At 53.2% G+C, this 15,502-nt stretch carries 15 protein-coding genes; 11 read left to right on the forward strand and 4 right to left on the reverse strand.

What is annotated here, in order from left to right; genetic code table 11:
* Together rfbC and rfbD are read left to right on the forward strand one after the other, a co-directional pair.
* Window positions 1–546, forward strand: coding sequence for a dTDP-4-dehydrorhamnose 3,5-epimerase (gene rfbC, locus DBR37_RS07210; RefSeq protein WP_124573771.1), 546 nt, complete (start codon window positions 1–3; stop codon window positions 544–546).
* A complete protein-coding gene (rfbD, locus tag DBR37_RS07215) occupies window positions 543–1,439 on the forward strand; it encodes a dTDP-4-dehydrorhamnose reductase (RefSeq protein ID WP_124573772.1) in 897 nt (298 codons plus the stop codon). The genes rfbC and rfbD overlap by 4 nt, the downstream gene beginning before the upstream one ends.
* A gap of 86 nt (window positions 1,440–1,525) precedes the next feature.
* On the opposite strand, the gene DBR37_RS07220 is transcribed toward rfbD, so the two are convergent.
* Window positions 1,526–2,563, reverse strand: coding sequence for a Fe(3+) ABC transporter substrate-binding protein (locus DBR37_RS07220; protein WP_124573773.1), 1,038 nt, complete (start codon window positions 2,561–2,563; stop codon window positions 1,526–1,528).
* Window positions 2,564–2,736: 173 nt separating this feature from the next.
* Here DBR37_RS07220 and DBR37_RS07225 point away from each other — a divergent pair, with 173 nt between their 5' ends.
* On the forward strand, window positions 2,737–3,651 hold the full coding sequence (locus tag DBR37_RS07225) for a patatin-like phospholipase family protein (RefSeq protein WP_124573774.1): 915 nt from the start codon (window positions 2,737–2,739) through the stop codon (window positions 3,649–3,651).
* A 37-nt stretch (window positions 3,652–3,688) separates the two neighbouring features.
* On the opposite strand, the gene DBR37_RS07230 is transcribed toward DBR37_RS07225, so the two are convergent.
* On the reverse strand, window positions 3,689–4,240 hold the full coding sequence (locus DBR37_RS07230) for a C40 family peptidase (protein WP_124573775.1): 552 nt from the start codon (window positions 4,238–4,240) through the stop codon (window positions 3,689–3,691).
* 112 nt (window positions 4,241–4,352) lie between these two features.
* Here DBR37_RS07230 and DBR37_RS07235 point away from each other — a divergent pair, with 112 nt between their 5' ends.
* Window positions 4,353–5,522, forward strand: coding sequence for a response regulator (locus DBR37_RS07235; RefSeq protein ID WP_124573776.1), 1,170 nt, complete (start codon window positions 4,353–4,355; stop codon window positions 5,520–5,522).
* Window positions 5,523–5,560: 38 nt separating this feature from the next.
* Here the strand turns inward: DBR37_RS07235 and DBR37_RS07240 are convergent, their stop codons facing one another.
* Window positions 5,561–5,911 (reverse strand): hypothetical protein, encoded by a 351-nt coding sequence (locus tag DBR37_RS07240; RefSeq protein WP_124573777.1) that lies wholly within the window; start codon window positions 5,909–5,911, stop codon window positions 5,561–5,563.
* 201 nt (window positions 5,912–6,112) lie between these two features.
* Between DBR37_RS07240 and DBR37_RS07245 the strand changes: the two genes are divergently transcribed.
* The 5 genes from DBR37_RS07245 to DBR37_RS07265 all read left to right on the forward strand — a co-directional run bounded on the left by DBR37_RS07245 (window position 6,113) and on the right by DBR37_RS07265 (window position 12,227).
* Window positions 6,113–6,520, forward strand: coding sequence for a heme-binding protein (locus DBR37_RS07245; RefSeq protein WP_124573778.1), 408 nt, complete (start codon window positions 6,113–6,115; stop codon window positions 6,518–6,520).
* 294 nt (window positions 6,521–6,814) lie between these two features.
* Window positions 6,815–7,969: a glutamine-hydrolyzing carbamoyl-phosphate synthase small subunit gene (gene carA, locus DBR37_RS07250; RefSeq protein ID WP_124573779.1), complete on the forward strand. Its 1,155-nt coding sequence runs from the start codon at window positions 6,815–6,817 to the stop codon at window positions 7,967–7,969.
* Complete coding sequence (gene carB / locus DBR37_RS07255) at window positions 7,962–11,192, forward strand: carbamoyl-phosphate synthase large subunit (RefSeq protein ID WP_124573780.1); 3,231 nt, start codon at window positions 7,962–7,964, stop codon at window positions 11,190–11,192. The genes carA and carB overlap by 8 nt, the downstream gene beginning before the upstream one ends.
* A gap of 100 nt (window positions 11,193–11,292) precedes the next feature.
* Window positions 11,293–11,766, forward strand: a complete 474-nt coding sequence (gene greA, locus DBR37_RS07260; RefSeq protein WP_124573781.1) for a transcription elongation factor GreA — start codon at window positions 11,293–11,295, stop codon at window positions 11,764–11,766.
* Entirely contained in the window at window positions 11,766–12,227 is a 462-nt protein-coding gene (locus DBR37_RS07265; protein ID WP_124573782.1) for a DUF4149 domain-containing protein, read from the forward strand. The genes greA and DBR37_RS07265 overlap by 1 nt, the downstream gene beginning before the upstream one ends.
* A 10-nt stretch (window positions 12,228–12,237) precedes the next feature.
* On the opposite strand, the gene yhbY is transcribed toward DBR37_RS07265, so the two are convergent.
* On the reverse strand, window positions 12,238–12,708 hold the full coding sequence (gene yhbY / locus DBR37_RS07270) for a ribosome assembly RNA-binding protein YhbY (protein ID WP_124573783.1): 471 nt from the start codon (window positions 12,706–12,708) through the stop codon (window positions 12,238–12,240).
* A 96-nt stretch (window positions 12,709–12,804) separates the two neighbouring features.
* Between yhbY and DBR37_RS07275 the strand changes: the two genes are divergently transcribed.
* A complete protein-coding gene (locus DBR37_RS07275) occupies window positions 12,805–13,449 on the forward strand; it encodes an RlmE family RNA methyltransferase (RefSeq protein ID WP_124573784.1) in 645 nt (214 codons plus the stop codon).
* Between the two features lie 138 nt (window positions 13,450–13,587).
* The gene (gene ftsH / locus DBR37_RS07280) at window positions 13,588–15,471 is read left to right on the forward strand and encodes an ATP-dependent zinc metalloprotease FtsH (protein ID WP_124573785.1); all 1,884 of its coding nucleotides are present in this window, start codon (window positions 13,588–13,590) and stop codon (window positions 15,469–15,471) included.
* Window positions 15,472–15,502 lie beyond the last annotated feature (31 nt).

Below are 15,502 nucleotides of genomic sequence, written 5' to 3' on the forward strand. Positions count from 1 at the left end.
ATGCAGATTAAACCTTTGAATATCCCGGATGTTTTGTTGATTGAGCCGCAAGTATTCAGGGACGACAGGGGGTTTTTCTTCGAAAGCTTTAACGAAGAGCGCTTTACCAGATTAAGTGGTATCCGGCCGCGATTTGTACAGGATAACCACTCCCAATCGGCCCGCAATGTTTTGCACGGCCTGCACTATCAAATCAAACAGACGCAAGCCAAACTGGTACGCGTCATTGTCGGCGAAGTCTTCGACGTCGCCGTCGACCTCCGCAAAAGCTCCCCGACTTTCGGCCAGTGGACAGGCGCAGTCCTATCCGCTGAAAACAAACGTCAAATGTGGATCCCGGAGGGCTTCGCGCACGGTTTTGTCGTCACCAGCGATAGCGCAGAATTCCTTTACAAGACGACAGACTATTGGGCACCTGAGCATGAGCGCTGCATAGCCTGGAATGATCCCGCCATCGCGATCGACTGGCCCATAAACGGCATGCCTACGCTGTCATTCAAGGATCAAAAAGGAGTGTCCCTGGCAGATGCGGAGGTGTTTGCTTGAAGATCCTGCTGACAGGATCCAGCGGACAGGTCGGCTACGAGTTACAGCGGACCTTGCAAGGTTTGGGGCAGGTGATATCACTGGATCGTTCGCAAATGGATTTGTCCGATCTGGATCAGGTGCGCACTGTCATACGTAAGGTAAAACCGCAACTGATTGTGAATCCGGCGGCTTATACCGCGGTCGATCTGGCGGAAAGCGAAACTGAGCTGGCGATGCGTATCAATGCGCAAGCGCCCGAGGTGATGGCGCTGGAAGCACGTCAACTGGGTGCCGCGATAATTCACTATTCGACCGATTACGTGTTCGATGGCGAGCAAGCCGGGAGTTATGCCGAAGACGATCTGCCTAATCCGCAAAGTGTTTACGGCCGTAGCAAACTGGCTGGTGAGCAGGCGATACAGGCAGCGGGGATTCCCCATCTGATTTTGCGCACGAGTTGGGTGTATGGTGCGAGAGGAAAGAATTTCTTGCTGACGGTGCGTCGGCTGGCGCAGCAGCGAGATGAGCTACGCATAGTCGCTGATCAGTTTGGCGCGCCGACCTGGTGCCGGACGATAGCGGAAGCGACAGCGCATGCATTGATACAGATGCAGAGGTATTCAGGTACGCAGCAGGATGCAGAGCTGGATCATGAGGTCTGGCAAAGTCGTGGCGGTTTGTACCACCTGACTGCGCAAGGACGGACCAGCTGGCATGGGCTGACGCAAGCTATTCTTGCGCATCCATCGGTAAGCAAGAAACCGCGGCTGACAGCGATAGGTACACAGGATTATCCGTTGCCAGCCAGGCGCCCAGCTAACTCATCTTTATCGTGCGAACGCTTTATGCAGACATTTTGCGGTTTGCCTGCCTGGGATGAAGCTTTGAAGCTTTGTCAGGACGGGATGTAAAGCAATAATCAGAAGCAATAAAAAAGCTGCCGGAAGATCGCGTTCATTTGCGATGTTCCGGCAGCTTTTTTTACATGGTCTGCAGCTTATTTGTAGCCGACGCGATCAAGTATTTTTTGTGCGGCGATTTGATTTTTACCGATCGCGGCGATGGAGATATTTTCCATCTTGTATGTACCCAGTGATTCCAGGGCTTCGTTTTTTACGTGTACTTTTTTGACGGCAGGCCATTCATTATTGCCATCTGCAAAGTAGGCTTGTGCTTCGTCGCTGGCCAGATACTCGAGGAACTTCACTGCTGCTTCGCGATGAGGGGCATGCTTGGCCACGCCGCCGCCTGCGATATTGAAGTGAGTGCCGCTGGTTTTAGCATTAGGCCAGATAAAGCCGACGTTTTTCATTGCTGCGACATCTTCCGGCTTGGTCGAGCGCAGCATGCGTACGTAGTAGTAAGAGTTGGCAATCGCGACACCGCACTCACCTGACGCAACGCCTTTGATTTGATCCGTGTCGCCGCCGCGTGGTGGGCGCGCAAAGTTCGCTACCATGCCTTTGGCCCATTGCTCGGTCGCTTTTTCACCGTCACGTTCTATCATCGAGCCGATCAGTGACAGATTGTAGGGATGCGAGCCGGAGCGGGTGCAGACCTTGCCTTTGTTTTTAGGATCAGCCAGTGATTCATAGGTGGCGACGTCGGCCGGATTTACCGTCGCCTTGTTATAGACGATCACACGTGCGCGGGTCGAAAAACCAAACCATTCAGGACCCTGGCCATCATCTTTGCCGTGCAAATTGGCAGGAATGCGTTTGCTCAGGACGGCTGATTTTACCGGCTGGAAGAAACCCTCAATTTCTGCGCGCCAGATACGCGCAGCATCGACCATGACGATGACGTCAGCCTGGCTATTCTTGCCTTCGTTTTTCAGGCGTTCAAACAGCGCATTGTCATCGGCTTCGATGCGATTGATCTTGATGCCAGTCTGTTTGGTGAAGTTGGAGTAGAGCAATTCATCCGTCTGATAATGGCGCGCTGAGTAGAGGTTCAGCACTTTTTCTTGTGCTTGCGCGACCGTGACGGTGGCCATCAGGGACATTGCGGCGAGTAGGGTACTTACTTGTCTCATGTGTTTCCTTTGTTTATCAATGGAGATTTCTGCTGCAGGCAGTATATTAGGATTTCGTTAAGATGGAAACGATTCTCAATTGCTTATTTGCGCTTATTCCTTGCTTACTTTAGGTAACAACCATGCAAGCGGAAAAAGGGTACTCTTCGTTCTTTGTAAAAAAATGATCCGAGATGTCGAAAAGTTATTTCAGTAAATTCCTGTTAGTCGGCCTGTTATTAGCGCAGGCTGCATGTACATTCCTGCCGACCAAATCCGAGCCCGTGGCGCCGGTTGTCGTGACGCCAAAGTCCGCTGCGCCAGTCAAAATTGCGCTTGTGCTGGGTGGTGGCGCGGCGCGCGGGTTCGCGCATATCGGCGTCATCAAGGCGCTGGAGTCGCAAGGCATCGTACCGGACATGGTGGTCGGCACCAGTGCCGGCAGCGTGGTCGGCGCCCTCTATGCAGCTGGCAACAATGGCTTCGCATTGCAGCAAATGGCGCTGGCGATGGATGAGGCCGCGATTTCTGACTGGTCCGTGCCATTTTTTGCCAAATCCAGCGGCGTATTAAAAGGAGATGCGCTGCAAAACTATGTGAACAAGGCAGTTCGGAATGTCCCTATAGAAAAGATGAAAATCCCGTTTGCCGCAGTGGCGACAGATCTGAACAGCGGGCAGCCTGTTTTATTTCAGCGTGGCAATACAGGGTTGGCGGTACGCGCATCTTCTGCTGTGCCGGGTTTGTTCCAGCCTGTGAAGATCGGTGAGCGTATGTATGTGGATGGCGGCCTGGTTGCTCCGGTGCCGGTACATTTTGCCAAGGAAATGGGTGCTGACTTCATTATTGCGGTGAATATCTCGGTACAACCGGAAGTGCAACTGGCGTCGAGCTCGCTGGATGTCTTGCTACAGACCTTTGCCATCATGGGGCAAAGCCTGAACCGCTTCGAACTGAAGGATGCGGATAGTGTGATCCGTCCGAGCCTGGGTGATATGAAGGGAAATGACTTCAATGGTCGTAACCGTGCGATCCTGGCGGGAGAGCAGGCGGCGATGGCGCTGATGCCGGAGCTGAAGAAAAAGCTCGCCAGCAAACGTGAGCAGTAATCCAGACCATAAAAAAACGCACCCTAGGGTGCGTTTTTTATTTGACTGGCGGGAAGTCCTGTTCCGGTTCGCTGATGCGTCTGCCGCCGTTAAAGCGCTTTTTCCAGTATGCGATGTCCATGCTTTCTATGCGCACTTGGCCACCGGCAGATGGAGAGTGTATGAATTTGCGGTCACCCAGATAAATGCCGACGTGGGAGAAGCCCTTGCGCAAGGTATTGTAGAAAACCAGATCGCCCGGCTGTAAATCGTCTTTGTCGACGTGTTTGCCGACATGGCTGATTTCAACCGAAGTGCGAGGCAGGATCAGCCCCCAGGTTTCTTTGAATATATGACGTACCAGACCGCTGCAGTCGAGACCGCTTTCCGGGGTGGAGCCGCCGTATTTGTAATGGATACCCAGCATGCCCATGGCCTGCATGGCCAGCTCTGATGCGTGGTTGGAGATGCTTTGCAACTTGCTGACTTGCGCATTTTGCTCTGGTGGCGGCGCTTCGGCGCTCCACGCAGAACCCGCCAACAGGCTGAACGCTAATACGGCCGAGCGTGCCAGTTGAGCAGTGCGGAAGTTAGGTTGCAAAAATGTCATCGGATGCGATTTCCTTCAATGGAACTAACGGAATGTATGTCAATCTGGAAGTGCTGTCAAAATTTATTCGCTGGCGTTATGCTGTTGTCACCATCAAAAAAGTTGGATTTACATGCTGACAGATACACCCGCCGCGCTTTCCTTAAAACCCCGGATTCTGATTGCTGATGACTCTCGTATCGTACGTGCGACCCTGATCAAGCACATAGAAGGCATGTTTGAATTCCGCGAGGCGCTGGATGGCGAGCAGGCATGGGAAGCACTGCTGATCGATCCCAGCATCCGGGTAGTGATTTCGGACCTGACCATGCCCAAACTGGATGGCTATGGTTTACTCAAGCGCATACGCGCATCAAAAATCAGCCGTATACGTACTATGCCGGTAGTCGTGGTGTCCGGTAGCGATGAACAAGCTGAACGTGATCGTGCCAAAGCAGCCGGCGCGACCGATCTGATAACCAAGGGCATAGGCACGGCGCAATTGCTGTCGCGGTTGGATATCCTGTCCAAGCTGGTCAGTACGCAAAACGAATTCGAGCGTGGGCTGGAGGCCTTGGTCCATAGCAGTGATGTCGGCGACCATGTCGAACTGCCGTCGCCGCAGGAATGGGCCGTGCGGGCAGAAGAAATGCGCAGCAACGCGGCGCGTCAGAACCGCAATTTCGTCATTCTGAATGCCTGCATAGGATTGAAACATCCGGAGCTGGACGGCTATCCGGCGTCGCCGCCGCTCAGTGTGATCAACGCGATAGGCCAGCTTTTGCATCGTACGGTGCGTTTAACCGATTGTGTGGCGCGCACCGGCGAGAATGAATTCACAATTGCGACGGGCAGCATACATTTTGATTCTGCGCGCAATTTTGCGGAGCGCGTGTGCCGCGCGATTGCGAACGCCAATCTGGTCGGTGATGGCCAAATGGACTTGATCGCCAGTTGTGGTGTGGTTTCGATAGCCGAGTGTGAGTCCGTTGCGAGCGGTATGCTGGATGAAATGCGTCAGTTGGCGCGCGAGCGGGCCTTACTGGGTTTACAAAAAGGGGTGACAGGTGTCATCGGCAAGGACGAAGAGCTTTTACTCAAGCAGGGCGAGAGTTTGCTGGCGCAATCCCTGGTTGAGCAGCAAGAAAAAGCTGCAGATCTGGCCATAGACCTGGCGACTTTGCTGCGCTGGATTAAAGAGGGTAAAGAAGAGCAGGTGTTGCTGCATATCAATAAATTGTCCGCCGAGCTGCAACCTTTGCTGGACTTGCTTTTGTCGCGGCAAAAGGCGGACACGCCCTGACGGGCAGGATGCTGCAAGGAAAGAGAAGCGGCGCAGGGTCAGACAACGCGTCGTAAATGCTCGCCACGTCGCTCTGTCAGCGTGGCCCGTATGCTCTTTGCGTGATACTGCATCAGCATGATTTTCAGGTGCTCGGGCAACTCGGGATCATTCGAGATGCTATGTAGTAGCTGCGACTGTATAAACATGGTTTGTCGCTTGATCACTTCGCAATCAACATGGGGGACGCCGTGATTCATACGGGCGACCAGCTCCAATACATTGCGTTTGAACTGATACAGAGTTGAATTGGCAAGGGTGGCTTCTGCCGACACTTTGACTTTCTTTTTCGAAGTTTCCTTAGCGGGAGTCGGCGTGGCAGGTTTTTTTGAAAAGCGATTGAAGAACATAGCTCCTCCCTAAACTCAAATGGACGCAGACCTGACATTGCCCACCGGTTTTAGTTTGCCGATAGCAAATGTTTCAGCCTTGAATCATAGTACGCCGTATCTGCGAAAATGATAGTTAAACAATGTGAACAAAATCAATGTTGCCGCAGTTCAGCAACACTGTGATGTCGTACAATTCATTCTTCTTTGACAGGAGGCACCATGCAAACCAAACAAGTACTGACGCTGGAAGACGTAAAAAAGATCGCTGCGGCGGCAGAAACCGAAGCAAATCTGCACAAATGGTGCGTTACGATCGCGATCGTCGATGACGGCGGTCATTTGCTGTGGTTGCAGCGCCTGGACGGCGCCGCGCCAATTTCGTCGCATATCGCACCGGCCAAGGCAAAAACAGCCGCACTCGGTCGTCGCGAGTCGAAAGTCTACGAAGACATCATCAACAATGGTCGTTTCTCGTTTATCACGGCGCCTACGCTGGAAGGCATGCTGGAAGGCGGCGTACCTATTGTCATCAATGGTCAGTGCCTGGGTGCGGTCGGCGTATCCGGTGTGAAATCAACGGAAGACGTGCAAATTGCCAAGGCTGGCATCGTCGCCATCGGCGGCTGAGCTGCGTCCGGGCTGCATAGTTTGGATTTAACACTCTGACATTAAATTAAAACACCCTCGGCACACCGGAAGCTACCGGATTCGGTTGCCAGTCGAGGGTGCCTTGCGCTATAATTCGGCGGTTTAGCTAATTTTATTCCGCCGTAGCGCATACCCATTTCCCATCGTCTAAATACGACCTGTACGACGCCTTGCTCGAGTGAGCCTCCAGCAAGCAGCGCGCAAAGTTGCGCGCGGGTTTCGACGGTCATCTGGCGCAGCGCAGCGGCGGTAACACACATCAGGAGTTACCCCTTGCCGCCATTCTTTTCTGGCCCTACAGTTCCGGCCATCCTAGCGCTAGCGGACGGGTCGATTTTCAAAGGTTTTTCGATAGGTGCACCGGGTCATACGATCGGTGAAGTTGTATTCAACACCTCGATGACCGGTTACCAGGAAATCCTCACCGATCCAAGCTATAGCAATCAAATTGTTACACTGACCTATCCTCATATCGGTAATACCGGCGTCAACGCCGAGGATGTGGAGTCGACCCGAATTCATGCGGCCGGCCTGATCATCAAGGATTTGCCGATCCTGACTTCCAATTTCCGTTCGTCCCAGACATTGTCTGACTACCTGAAGTCGGAAAATGTGGTTGGCATCGCCGGTATCGATACTCGCAAGCTGACCCGTATCCTGCGCGAAAAAGGTGCGCAAAGCGGCGCCATTCTGGCAGGCGCAGATGCGACTGCAGAGAAAGCACTGGAATTGGCCAAGTCCTTTGGTGGACTGGCTGGTCTCGATTTGGCGAAAGTCGTATCGACCAAGCAATCCTACCCATGGACTGAAACCGAATGGAAACTGGGCCAGGGTTACGGTCAGCAGACCGCTCCCCAGTTTCACGTGGTCGCTTTCGACTACGGCGTCAAGTTCAACATCCTGCGCATGCTTGCTGAGCGTGGTTGCAAAGTAACGGTATTGCCGGCACAGGCATCCGCCGCGGAAGCGCTGGCACTGAATCCTGACGGTATCTTCCTGTCGAATGGTCCTGGCGATCCGGAGCCTTGCGACTACGCGATTGCGGCTTCCAAAGAATTGATCGATCGTGGCATCCCGACTTTCGGTATTTGCCTGGGTCACCAAATCATGGCGCTGGCTTCCGGCGCGAAAACCCTCAAGATGAAATTCGGCCATCACGGCGCCAACCATCCGGTGCAGGATCTGGACAGCAAAAAAGTGCTGATCACATCGCAAAACCATGGTTTCGCAGTGGATGCAGCAACCTTGCCGGCGAACTGCCGCGTGACGCACGTCTCGCTGTTCGACGGCTCGCTGCAAGGTTTTGAACGTACCGATAAGCCAGCCTTCTGCTTCCAGGGTCACCCGGAAGCATCGCCTGGCCCGCATGACATCGCCCCCTTGTTTGATCGCTTCGTGGCGATGATGGAGAAGAATAAAAATGCCTAAACGCAGCGACATTAAAAGCATCCTGATTATCGGCGCCGGTCCTATCGTGATCGGCCAGGCTTGCGAATTCGATTATTCCGGTGCGCAAGCTTGTAAAGCACTGCGCGAAGAAGGCTATCGCGTCATCCTGGTCAACAGCAACCCTGCGACCATCATGACCGATCCGGAAATGGCCGATGTAACTTACATCGAGCCGATTACCTGGCAAGCCGTCGAACGCATTATCGACAAAGAGCGTCCAGACGCGATCCTGCCAACCATGGGCGGCCAGACAGCGCTGAACTGCGCACTCGATCTGCACCACAACGGCGTACTGACCAAATACAAGTGCGAACTGATCGGTGCTTCCCCGGAAGCGATCGACAAGGCAGAAGACCGCTCCAAGTTTAAAGATGCGATGACCAAAATCGGTCTCGGTTCGGCGCGTTCCGGTGTCTCGCACACGCTGGAAGAGTCGTGGGCAGTGCAAAAAGAACTCGGCTTCCCGGTCATCATTCGTCCATCGTTCACGATGGGCGGCAGCGGTGGCGGTATTGCTTACAACGCGGAAGAATTCGAAGCTATCTGCAAACGCGGTCTGGAAGCATCGCCAACCAGCGAATTGCTGATCGAAGAATCGCTGATCGGCTGGAAAGAGTTTGAGATGGAAGTCGTGCGCGACAAGGCAGACAACTGCATCATCGTCTGCTCCATCGAAAATCTGGACCCTATGGGCGTGCATACTGGTGACTCGATCACGGTAGCACCAGCGCAAACACTGACCGACAAGGAATACCAGATCATGCGTAATGCATCGATCGCGGTGTTGCGTGAAATCGGTGTGGATACCGGCGGCTCCAACGTGCAGTTCTCGATCAATCCGGCTGATGGCCGCATGATCGTCATCGAAATGAATCCCCGCGTATCGCGTTCGTCGGCACTGGCATCGAAAGCGACCGGTTTCCCGATTGCGAAGATCGCAGCCAAGCTGGCAGTCGGCTTCACGCTGGATGAGTTGCGTAACGAAATTACCGGCGGCGCGACCCCGGCTTCGTTCGAACCATCCATCGATTACGTCGTTACCAAGATTCCACGTTTCGCGTTCGAAAAATTCCCGCAAGCGGACAGCCACCTGACCACGCAAATGAAATCGGTAGGCGAAGTCATGGCGATCGGTCGTACCTTCCAGGAATCCTTCCAGAAAGCCTTGCGCGGCCTGGAAGTCGGCGTCGATGGCATGAATGAAAAAACCACCGACCGCGAAACCATTGAAGAAGAACTGGGCGAGCCAGGTCCGGAACGTATCTGGTACGTCGGTGATGCATTTGCTCAAGGTTTTTCGCTGGATGAAGTGCATGCATTGACGCACATCGATCCGTGGTTCCTCGCACAAATCAAGGAAATCGTTGATATCGAACTGTGGCTGGAAACCCAGACCCTGAGCGCTATCGACAAAGACACGCTGTTCAAGCTGAAGCAAAAAGGTTTTGCGGATCGCCGTCTGGCCAAATTGCTGAAAACGAGCGACAAGGAAGTACGTGAACAACGTCGCGCGCTGAATATTCGTCCTGTCTACAAACGTGTTGATACCTGCGCCGGTGAGTTTGCTACCAACACCGCCTACATGTATTCGACCTATGAAGAAGAGTGCGAATCGCAGCCGACCAACAAGAAAAAAATCATGGTGCTCGGCGGTGGTCCTAACCGTATCGGCCAGGGTATTGAATTCGATTATTGCTGCGTACACGCTGCACTCGCGATGCGCGAAGACGGCTACGAAACCATCATGGTCAACTGTAATCCGGAAACTGTTTCCACCGATTACGACACCTCGGATCGTCTGTACTTCGAACCGCTGACGCTGGAAGACGTGCTGGAAATCGTAGACAAGGAAAAACCATACGGCGTAATCGTGCAGTACGGTGGTCAGACGCCTTTGAAACTGGCGCTCGATCTGGAGGCCAACGGCGTGCCTATCGTCGGTACTTCGCCAGACATGATCGACGCAGCAGAAGACCGTGAACGTTTCCAGAAAATGTTGCACGACCTTAAACTGCGTCAGCCGCCTAACCGCACCGCGCGTACCGAAGAAGATGCATTGCGCCTGGCGCAGGAAATCGGTTATCCGCTGGTGGTGCGCCCATCCTATGTATTGGGTGGTCGTGCGATGGAAATCGTGCATGAGCAACGTGACCTCGAACGCTATATGCGTGAGGCGGTCAAGGTATCGCATGATTCGCCAGTATTGCTTGATCGCTTCCTGAACGATGCGATTGAAGTCGACGTCGATTGCTTGTCCGATGGTCAGCGTACTTTCATCGGCGGCGTGATGGAACACATTGAACAAGCGGGTGTGCACTCAGGTGACTCCGCTTGCTCGTTGCCACCGTACTCGTTGTCGCAAGCAACCATTGATGAATTGAAGCGCCAGACTTCGCTGATGGCCAAAGGTCTGAACGTGGTTGGTTTGATGAACGTGCAGTTTGCGATCCAGCAACAGGAAATCGATGGCAAGCAACAAGACGTCGTCTTCGTGCTGGAAGTGAATCCACGTGCTTCGCGTACCGTACCGTATGTTTCGAAAGCAACCGGTTTGCAACTGGCCAAGATTGCAGCACGCTGCATGGTCGGTCAGTCGCTGGACAGCCAGGGCATCATCAATGAAGTAGTCCCTGAATACTTCAGCGTCAAAGAAGCCGTGTTCCCGTTCGTCAAGTTCCCGGGCGTGGACACCATTCTCGGCCCTGAAATGAAATCGACCGGTGAAGTGATGGGCGTCGGCAAAACCTTTGGTGAAGCCTTCGTCAAATCGCAACTCGGTGCCAGCATCAAGCTGCCACGTTCCGGCAAAGTGTTCCTCAGCGTCAAGGCGAGCGACAAGCCGCGTGCGGTGCAGGTTGCCAAGGATCTGGTTGAGATCGGTTTCTCGGTAGTTGCGACCAAAGGTACGGCTGCGGCTATCAGTGCTGCCGGTATCGAAGTGCAGTCAGTCAACAAAGTGGCAGAAGGACGTCCACATATTGTTGATATGATCAAAAACAATGAAATTGCACTGGTTATCAACACCGTGGAAGAGAAGCGTAGTGCCATCGTGGATTCCCGTACCATCCGTACATCCGCTCTGGCAGCACGCGTCACAACTTACACAACGATAGCTGGCGCAGAAGCTGCGGTGGAAGGCATGGCCCATCTGGACGAGTTACACGTCTATGATTTACAAGGTCTGCATAAAACCTTACACTAAGCCCACAGCGTTAAAAATCTAACCACAGAGGTCACAGGCGGCGCCGGATTCCGGTGCCTTTTGCGACCTCTGTGGTTTTCCACTTTTGAAGATAGAAGCTATGAGCACACCAATTACCCCCTATGGCGCAAACGTCCTGAAAGAGGAGTTGCACCGTCTGAAAACAAAAGAACGTCCATGGGTCATTAATGCTATTGCTGAAGCACGTGCACAAGGTGACCTGTCGGAGAATGCCGACTATGATGCGGCGAAAGAAAAGCAAAGCTTTATCGAAGGTCGTATTGCCGACATCGAAGGCAAGCTGGGTACTTCGCAAGTGATTGATCCGACCACGCTGGAAGCAGAAGGCCGTGTGGTCTTTGCTGCTACCGTTGATCTGGAAGATCTGGAGTCTGGCGAGAAAGTAACTTACCAAATCGTCGGTATCGACGAAGCAGATCTGAAAGAAAAGAAAGTATCGATTACGTCGCCTATCGCGCGTGCGATGATCGGTAAATACGCAGGCGATATCGTCGCGGTGGAAGCACCGGCCGGTCTGCGTGAATACGAAATCCTGCAAGTACGCTACATCTGATGTTGCTCACACGCGTACGATTGCTGATAGCAACCTTCTGGGTGGGAACCCTGTGGGCGGTGGGCTTTGTGGTCGCGCCAACCCTGTTCTCAACCCTGAGTGATCGTGCGCTGGCAGGCACCATCGCCGGTAGCCTGTTTAATATCGTCGCGTGGTTGTCGCTGTTTTGTGCAGCGGCACTGCTGGCTTTGTTATTTCAGGCTGGTCGCGGTGCGCAAGCCCAACCTGCGAAGGTGAACTACTACCTGATCGCAGGCATGGTTGCATGTACCCTGATCGGTTACTTTGCATTGCAGCCGCACATGGCGGAGTTACGCCTGGTATTGCATAGCGTCGCGGATAGCAATACCGCTGCAATGGCCGATGCGCGTAAGCAATTCGGTATCCTGCATGCTGTTTCAACCGGGTTTTATATAGTGCAGAGCCTGTTAGGCGCTGCACTGATACTCAAGCTACGCTGAGTAGGGGAGATTATCGTCCGAGTGACGATTTCTTCGGGCTGGTCTGACGTGGCTTGGCGCGTTTGATTGAGCCACCCTGGGTGACACGCTCATTTCCCTTGACCATTACTTTAGTCACAGTCGGGCGTTTGGTGCCGCTAGGACTTGGTTTGACGATGGTGACTTCGCGCATGCCGCGGCCACGGGTTTCGCTCGGTGCTTTTACCGCTTCTTTTTTCGGGCGATAAACGACCAGCAATTTACCGATGTGCTGTACAGGTGCGGCATCGAGTTTTTCGCAGATAGTGTCGTAGATAGTGACACGTGCTTCGCGGTCATCGCCGAATACGCGTACTTTGATCAGACCATGGGAATTGAGGCTGGCGTCGATTTCCTTGAGTACGCCTGGCGTCAAGCCGGCTTCCCCGATAATGACGACAGGGCTGAGAGCATGCGCTTCAGCGCGTAAGGAACTGCGCTCGGCCGGTGTAAGTTTCAACATAAATTGTGATGGTGTTCGGGGGCAGGATTGCTTCGGCACGCAGCGCGAACCTGACAAACTTTGTCCCACAGTATTTAAAACTAGTATTCTACGCGAATGGCAAAGAAGAAATTAAACAAAAACTGGCTGCATGATCATATTAACGACCCGTATGTGAAGCTGGCACAGAAAGAAGGCTATCGCGCCCGTGCGGTCTACAAGCTCAAAGAGATAGACGAAACCGAGAAGCTGATCAAGCCGGGGCAGGTGATTGTTGATCTGGGGGCAACACCGGGCAGCTGGTCGCAATACGTGCGCAATAAGCTGTCAGGCAGCGTCGGTGGTGGTATCAACGGCACGATTATCGGTTTGGACATGCTACCTATGGAGCCGATTGCCGACGTGCACTTTATACAAGGTGATTTCCGCGAACAGGAAGTACTGGTTCAGCTGGAGCAGGTACTGCAGGGCCGTAAGGCTGATCTTGTGATATCGGATATGGCACCCAATTTGTCAGGTATTGCCGTGGCCGATGCTGCGCGTATGATCGATTTGATCGATTTGGCAATTGATTTTGCGCAACATCATATGAAACCTTCGGGCTCCTTGCTGGTAAAGTGCTTTAACGGTTCCGGATATAGCGATATAGTGGGCAAATTCAGGGACGAATTCAAAACGGTCGTACAAAAGAAGCCAAAAGCCAGCCGTGACAAATCGTCCGAGATCTTTTTACTTGGGAAAACCTTAAAAAATCCGCTTTAATCTGGAATTAACCCTGAATTGACCCTTGTTAATGCCGTTTTTAGCCTGATATTCGATACTGCAAGCCTTGAGTATTACGAGTAGAATCGAAATTACATTTTTAGTAAAAAAGACGCGTTCTGTGTCCAAGGAGTTTTAGTGAACAATATGTTTTCCAAGGCCGCTATATGGGTGGTCATCGGGATGGTGCTTTTCACCGTGTTCAAACAGTTCGACGGCCGCAGTGCGTCGGGCTCAGCCACGGCGATTGCCTACTCGGATTTCCTGGACGAAGTAAGAAGTAAGCGCATCAAGGAAGCGACGATCGAAGATCGCAGCATCGTTGCGACTACGACCGACGGCAAAAAAATTAAATCCGCGATTACCTATCTGGATCGCGGTCTGGTTGGCGATCTGGTCAATAACGGCGTGAAATTCGACGTTAAACAACCGGAAGAGCAATCTTTCCTTTCCCAAGTATTTATATCCTGGTTCCCGATGCTGTTGCTGATCGGCGTCTGGATCTTCTTCATGCGTCAAATGCAGGGCGGCGGCAAGGGCGGGGCATTCTCGTTCGGCAAGTCGAAGGCGCGCATGCTGGACGACACCAACAACCCGGTCACTTTTGCTGACGTCGCAGGTTGCGATGAAGCGAAAGAAGAAGTGGGCGAGCTGGTCGACTTCCTGCGCGATCCTACCCGCTTCCAGAAACTGGGCGGTCGTATCCCGCGCGGCGTGTTGATGGTCGGTCCTCCAGGCACCGGTAAAACTTTGCTGGCGCGTGCGATTGCAGGCGAAGCAAAAGTACCTTTCTTCACGATTTCCGGTTCGGACTTCGTTGAAATGTTTGTCGGTGTCGGTGCATCCCGTGTGCGCGACATGTTTGACAACGCGAAGAAACATGCACCTTGTATCATCTTCATCGATGAGATCGATGCTGTCGGTCGTCATCGTGGTGCCGGTATGGGCGGCGGTAACGATGAGCGCGAACAGACACTGAACCAGATGCTGGTTGAGATGGATGGTTTTGAGCCTAACGCCGGTGTGATCGTGATCGCGGCAACCAACCGTGCTGACGTACTCGATAAAGCGCTGTTGCGTCCAGGTCGTTTCGACCGTCAAGTGATCGTCGGCTTGCCTGACATCCGTGGCCGTGAGCAGATCTTGCTGGTTCACATGCGTAAAGTACCTATTGGTACCGACGTACAGGCAGATATCCTGGCGCGCGGTACGCCTGGTTTCTCCGGTGCTGATCTGGCGAACCTGGTCAACGAAGCAGCCTTGTTTGCCGCACGCCGTAACAAGCGTCTGGTCGAGATGCAGGACTTCGAGGATGCCAAAGACAAGATCGTCATGGGCCCTGAGCGTAAATCGGCTGTCATGCGTGAAGAAGAACGTCGCAATACTGCTTACCATGAGTCCGGTCACGCAGTGGTTGCCAAACTCTTGCCTAAGGCTGATCCGGTACATAAAGTCACCATCATGCCGCGTGGTTTCGCGCTGGGTCTGACCTGGCAGTTGCCTGAGCATGATCGCGTCAATATGTACAAGGACAAGATGCTGGAAGAGATCTCGATCCTGTTTGGTGGCCGTATTGCAGAAGAAGTGTTTATGCATCAGATGTCGACCGGTGCTTCGAACGACTTTGAGCGTGCAACCAAGCTGGCACGTGCGATGGTGACGCGTTACGGTATGTCGGAAAGCCTGGGTACCATGGTCTACGAAGATACCGAGCAAGATGCCTACTTCGGACGTTCATCGGCCAAGACAGTGTCGGAAGCGACCCAGCAAAAGGTCGATACTGAAATCCGTACGATACTGGACACCCAGTATGCGTTGTCGCGCAAACTGATCGAAGAGAATCGCGATAAGGTTGAATTGATGGCGAAAACCCTGCTGGATTGGGAAACCATCGATTCGGATCAAATCAACGACATCATGGAAGGACGTGAACCACGTCCACCGAAAGCGGGCGTTCCTGTCAAACGCAGCCCACCGGATAATCCTACCGATGTCGCGCCGAATGCAACTGCACCGGCCTGATAGATCGCTTCAGATCTGACGAACATGTTTT

It is taken from the genome of Herminiimonas sp. KBW02, from assembly GCF_003852535.1.
Taxonomy (GTDB): Bacteria; Pseudomonadota; Gammaproteobacteria; order Burkholderiales; family Burkholderiaceae_D; genus Oxalicibacterium.

What these genes read in the sequence shown, in the direction of transcription:
- rfbC (WP_124573771.1), top strand. Translation starts at nt 1, where the DNA reads ATGCAGATTAAACCTTTGAATATCCCGGATGTTTTGTTGATTGAGCCG.
- DBR37_RS07275 (WP_124573784.1), top strand. Translation starts at nt 12,805, where the DNA reads ATGGCAAAGAAGAAATTAAACAAAAACTGGCTGCATGATCATATTAAC.
- DBR37_RS07265 (WP_124573782.1), top strand. Translation starts at nt 11,766, where the DNA reads ATGTTGCTCACACGCGTACGATTGCTGATAGCAACCTTCTGGGTGGGA.
- DBR37_RS07240 (WP_124573777.1), bottom strand. Translation starts at nt 5,911, where the DNA reads ATGTTCTTCAATCGCTTTTCAAAAAAACCTGCCACGCCGACTCCCGCT.
- DBR37_RS07245 (WP_124573778.1), top strand. Translation starts at nt 6,113, where the DNA reads ATGCAAACCAAACAAGTACTGACGCTGGAAGACGTAAAAAAGATCGCT.
- yhbY (WP_124573783.1), bottom strand. Translation starts at nt 12,708, where the DNA reads ATGTTGAAACTTACACCGGCCGAGCGCAGTTCCTTACGCGCTGAAGCG.
- carB (WP_124573780.1), top strand. Translation starts at nt 7,962, where the DNA reads ATGCCTAAACGCAGCGACATTAAAAGCATCCTGATTATCGGCGCCGGT.
- greA (WP_124573781.1), top strand. Translation starts at nt 11,293, where the DNA reads ATGAGCACACCAATTACCCCCTATGGCGCAAACGTCCTGAAAGAGGAG.
- DBR37_RS07230 (WP_124573775.1), bottom strand. Translation starts at nt 4,240, where the DNA reads ATGACATTTTTGCAACCTAACTTCCGCACTGCTCAACTGGCACGCTCG.
- DBR37_RS07220 (WP_124573773.1), bottom strand. Translation starts at nt 2,563, where the DNA reads ATGAGACAAGTAAGTACCCTACTCGCCGCAATGTCCCTGATGGCCACC.
- DBR37_RS07235 (WP_124573776.1), top strand. Translation starts at nt 4,353, where the DNA reads ATGCTGACAGATACACCCGCCGCGCTTTCCTTAAAACCCCGGATTCTG.
- DBR37_RS07225 (WP_124573774.1), top strand. Translation starts at nt 2,737, where the DNA reads ATGTCGAAAAGTTATTTCAGTAAATTCCTGTTAGTCGGCCTGTTATTA.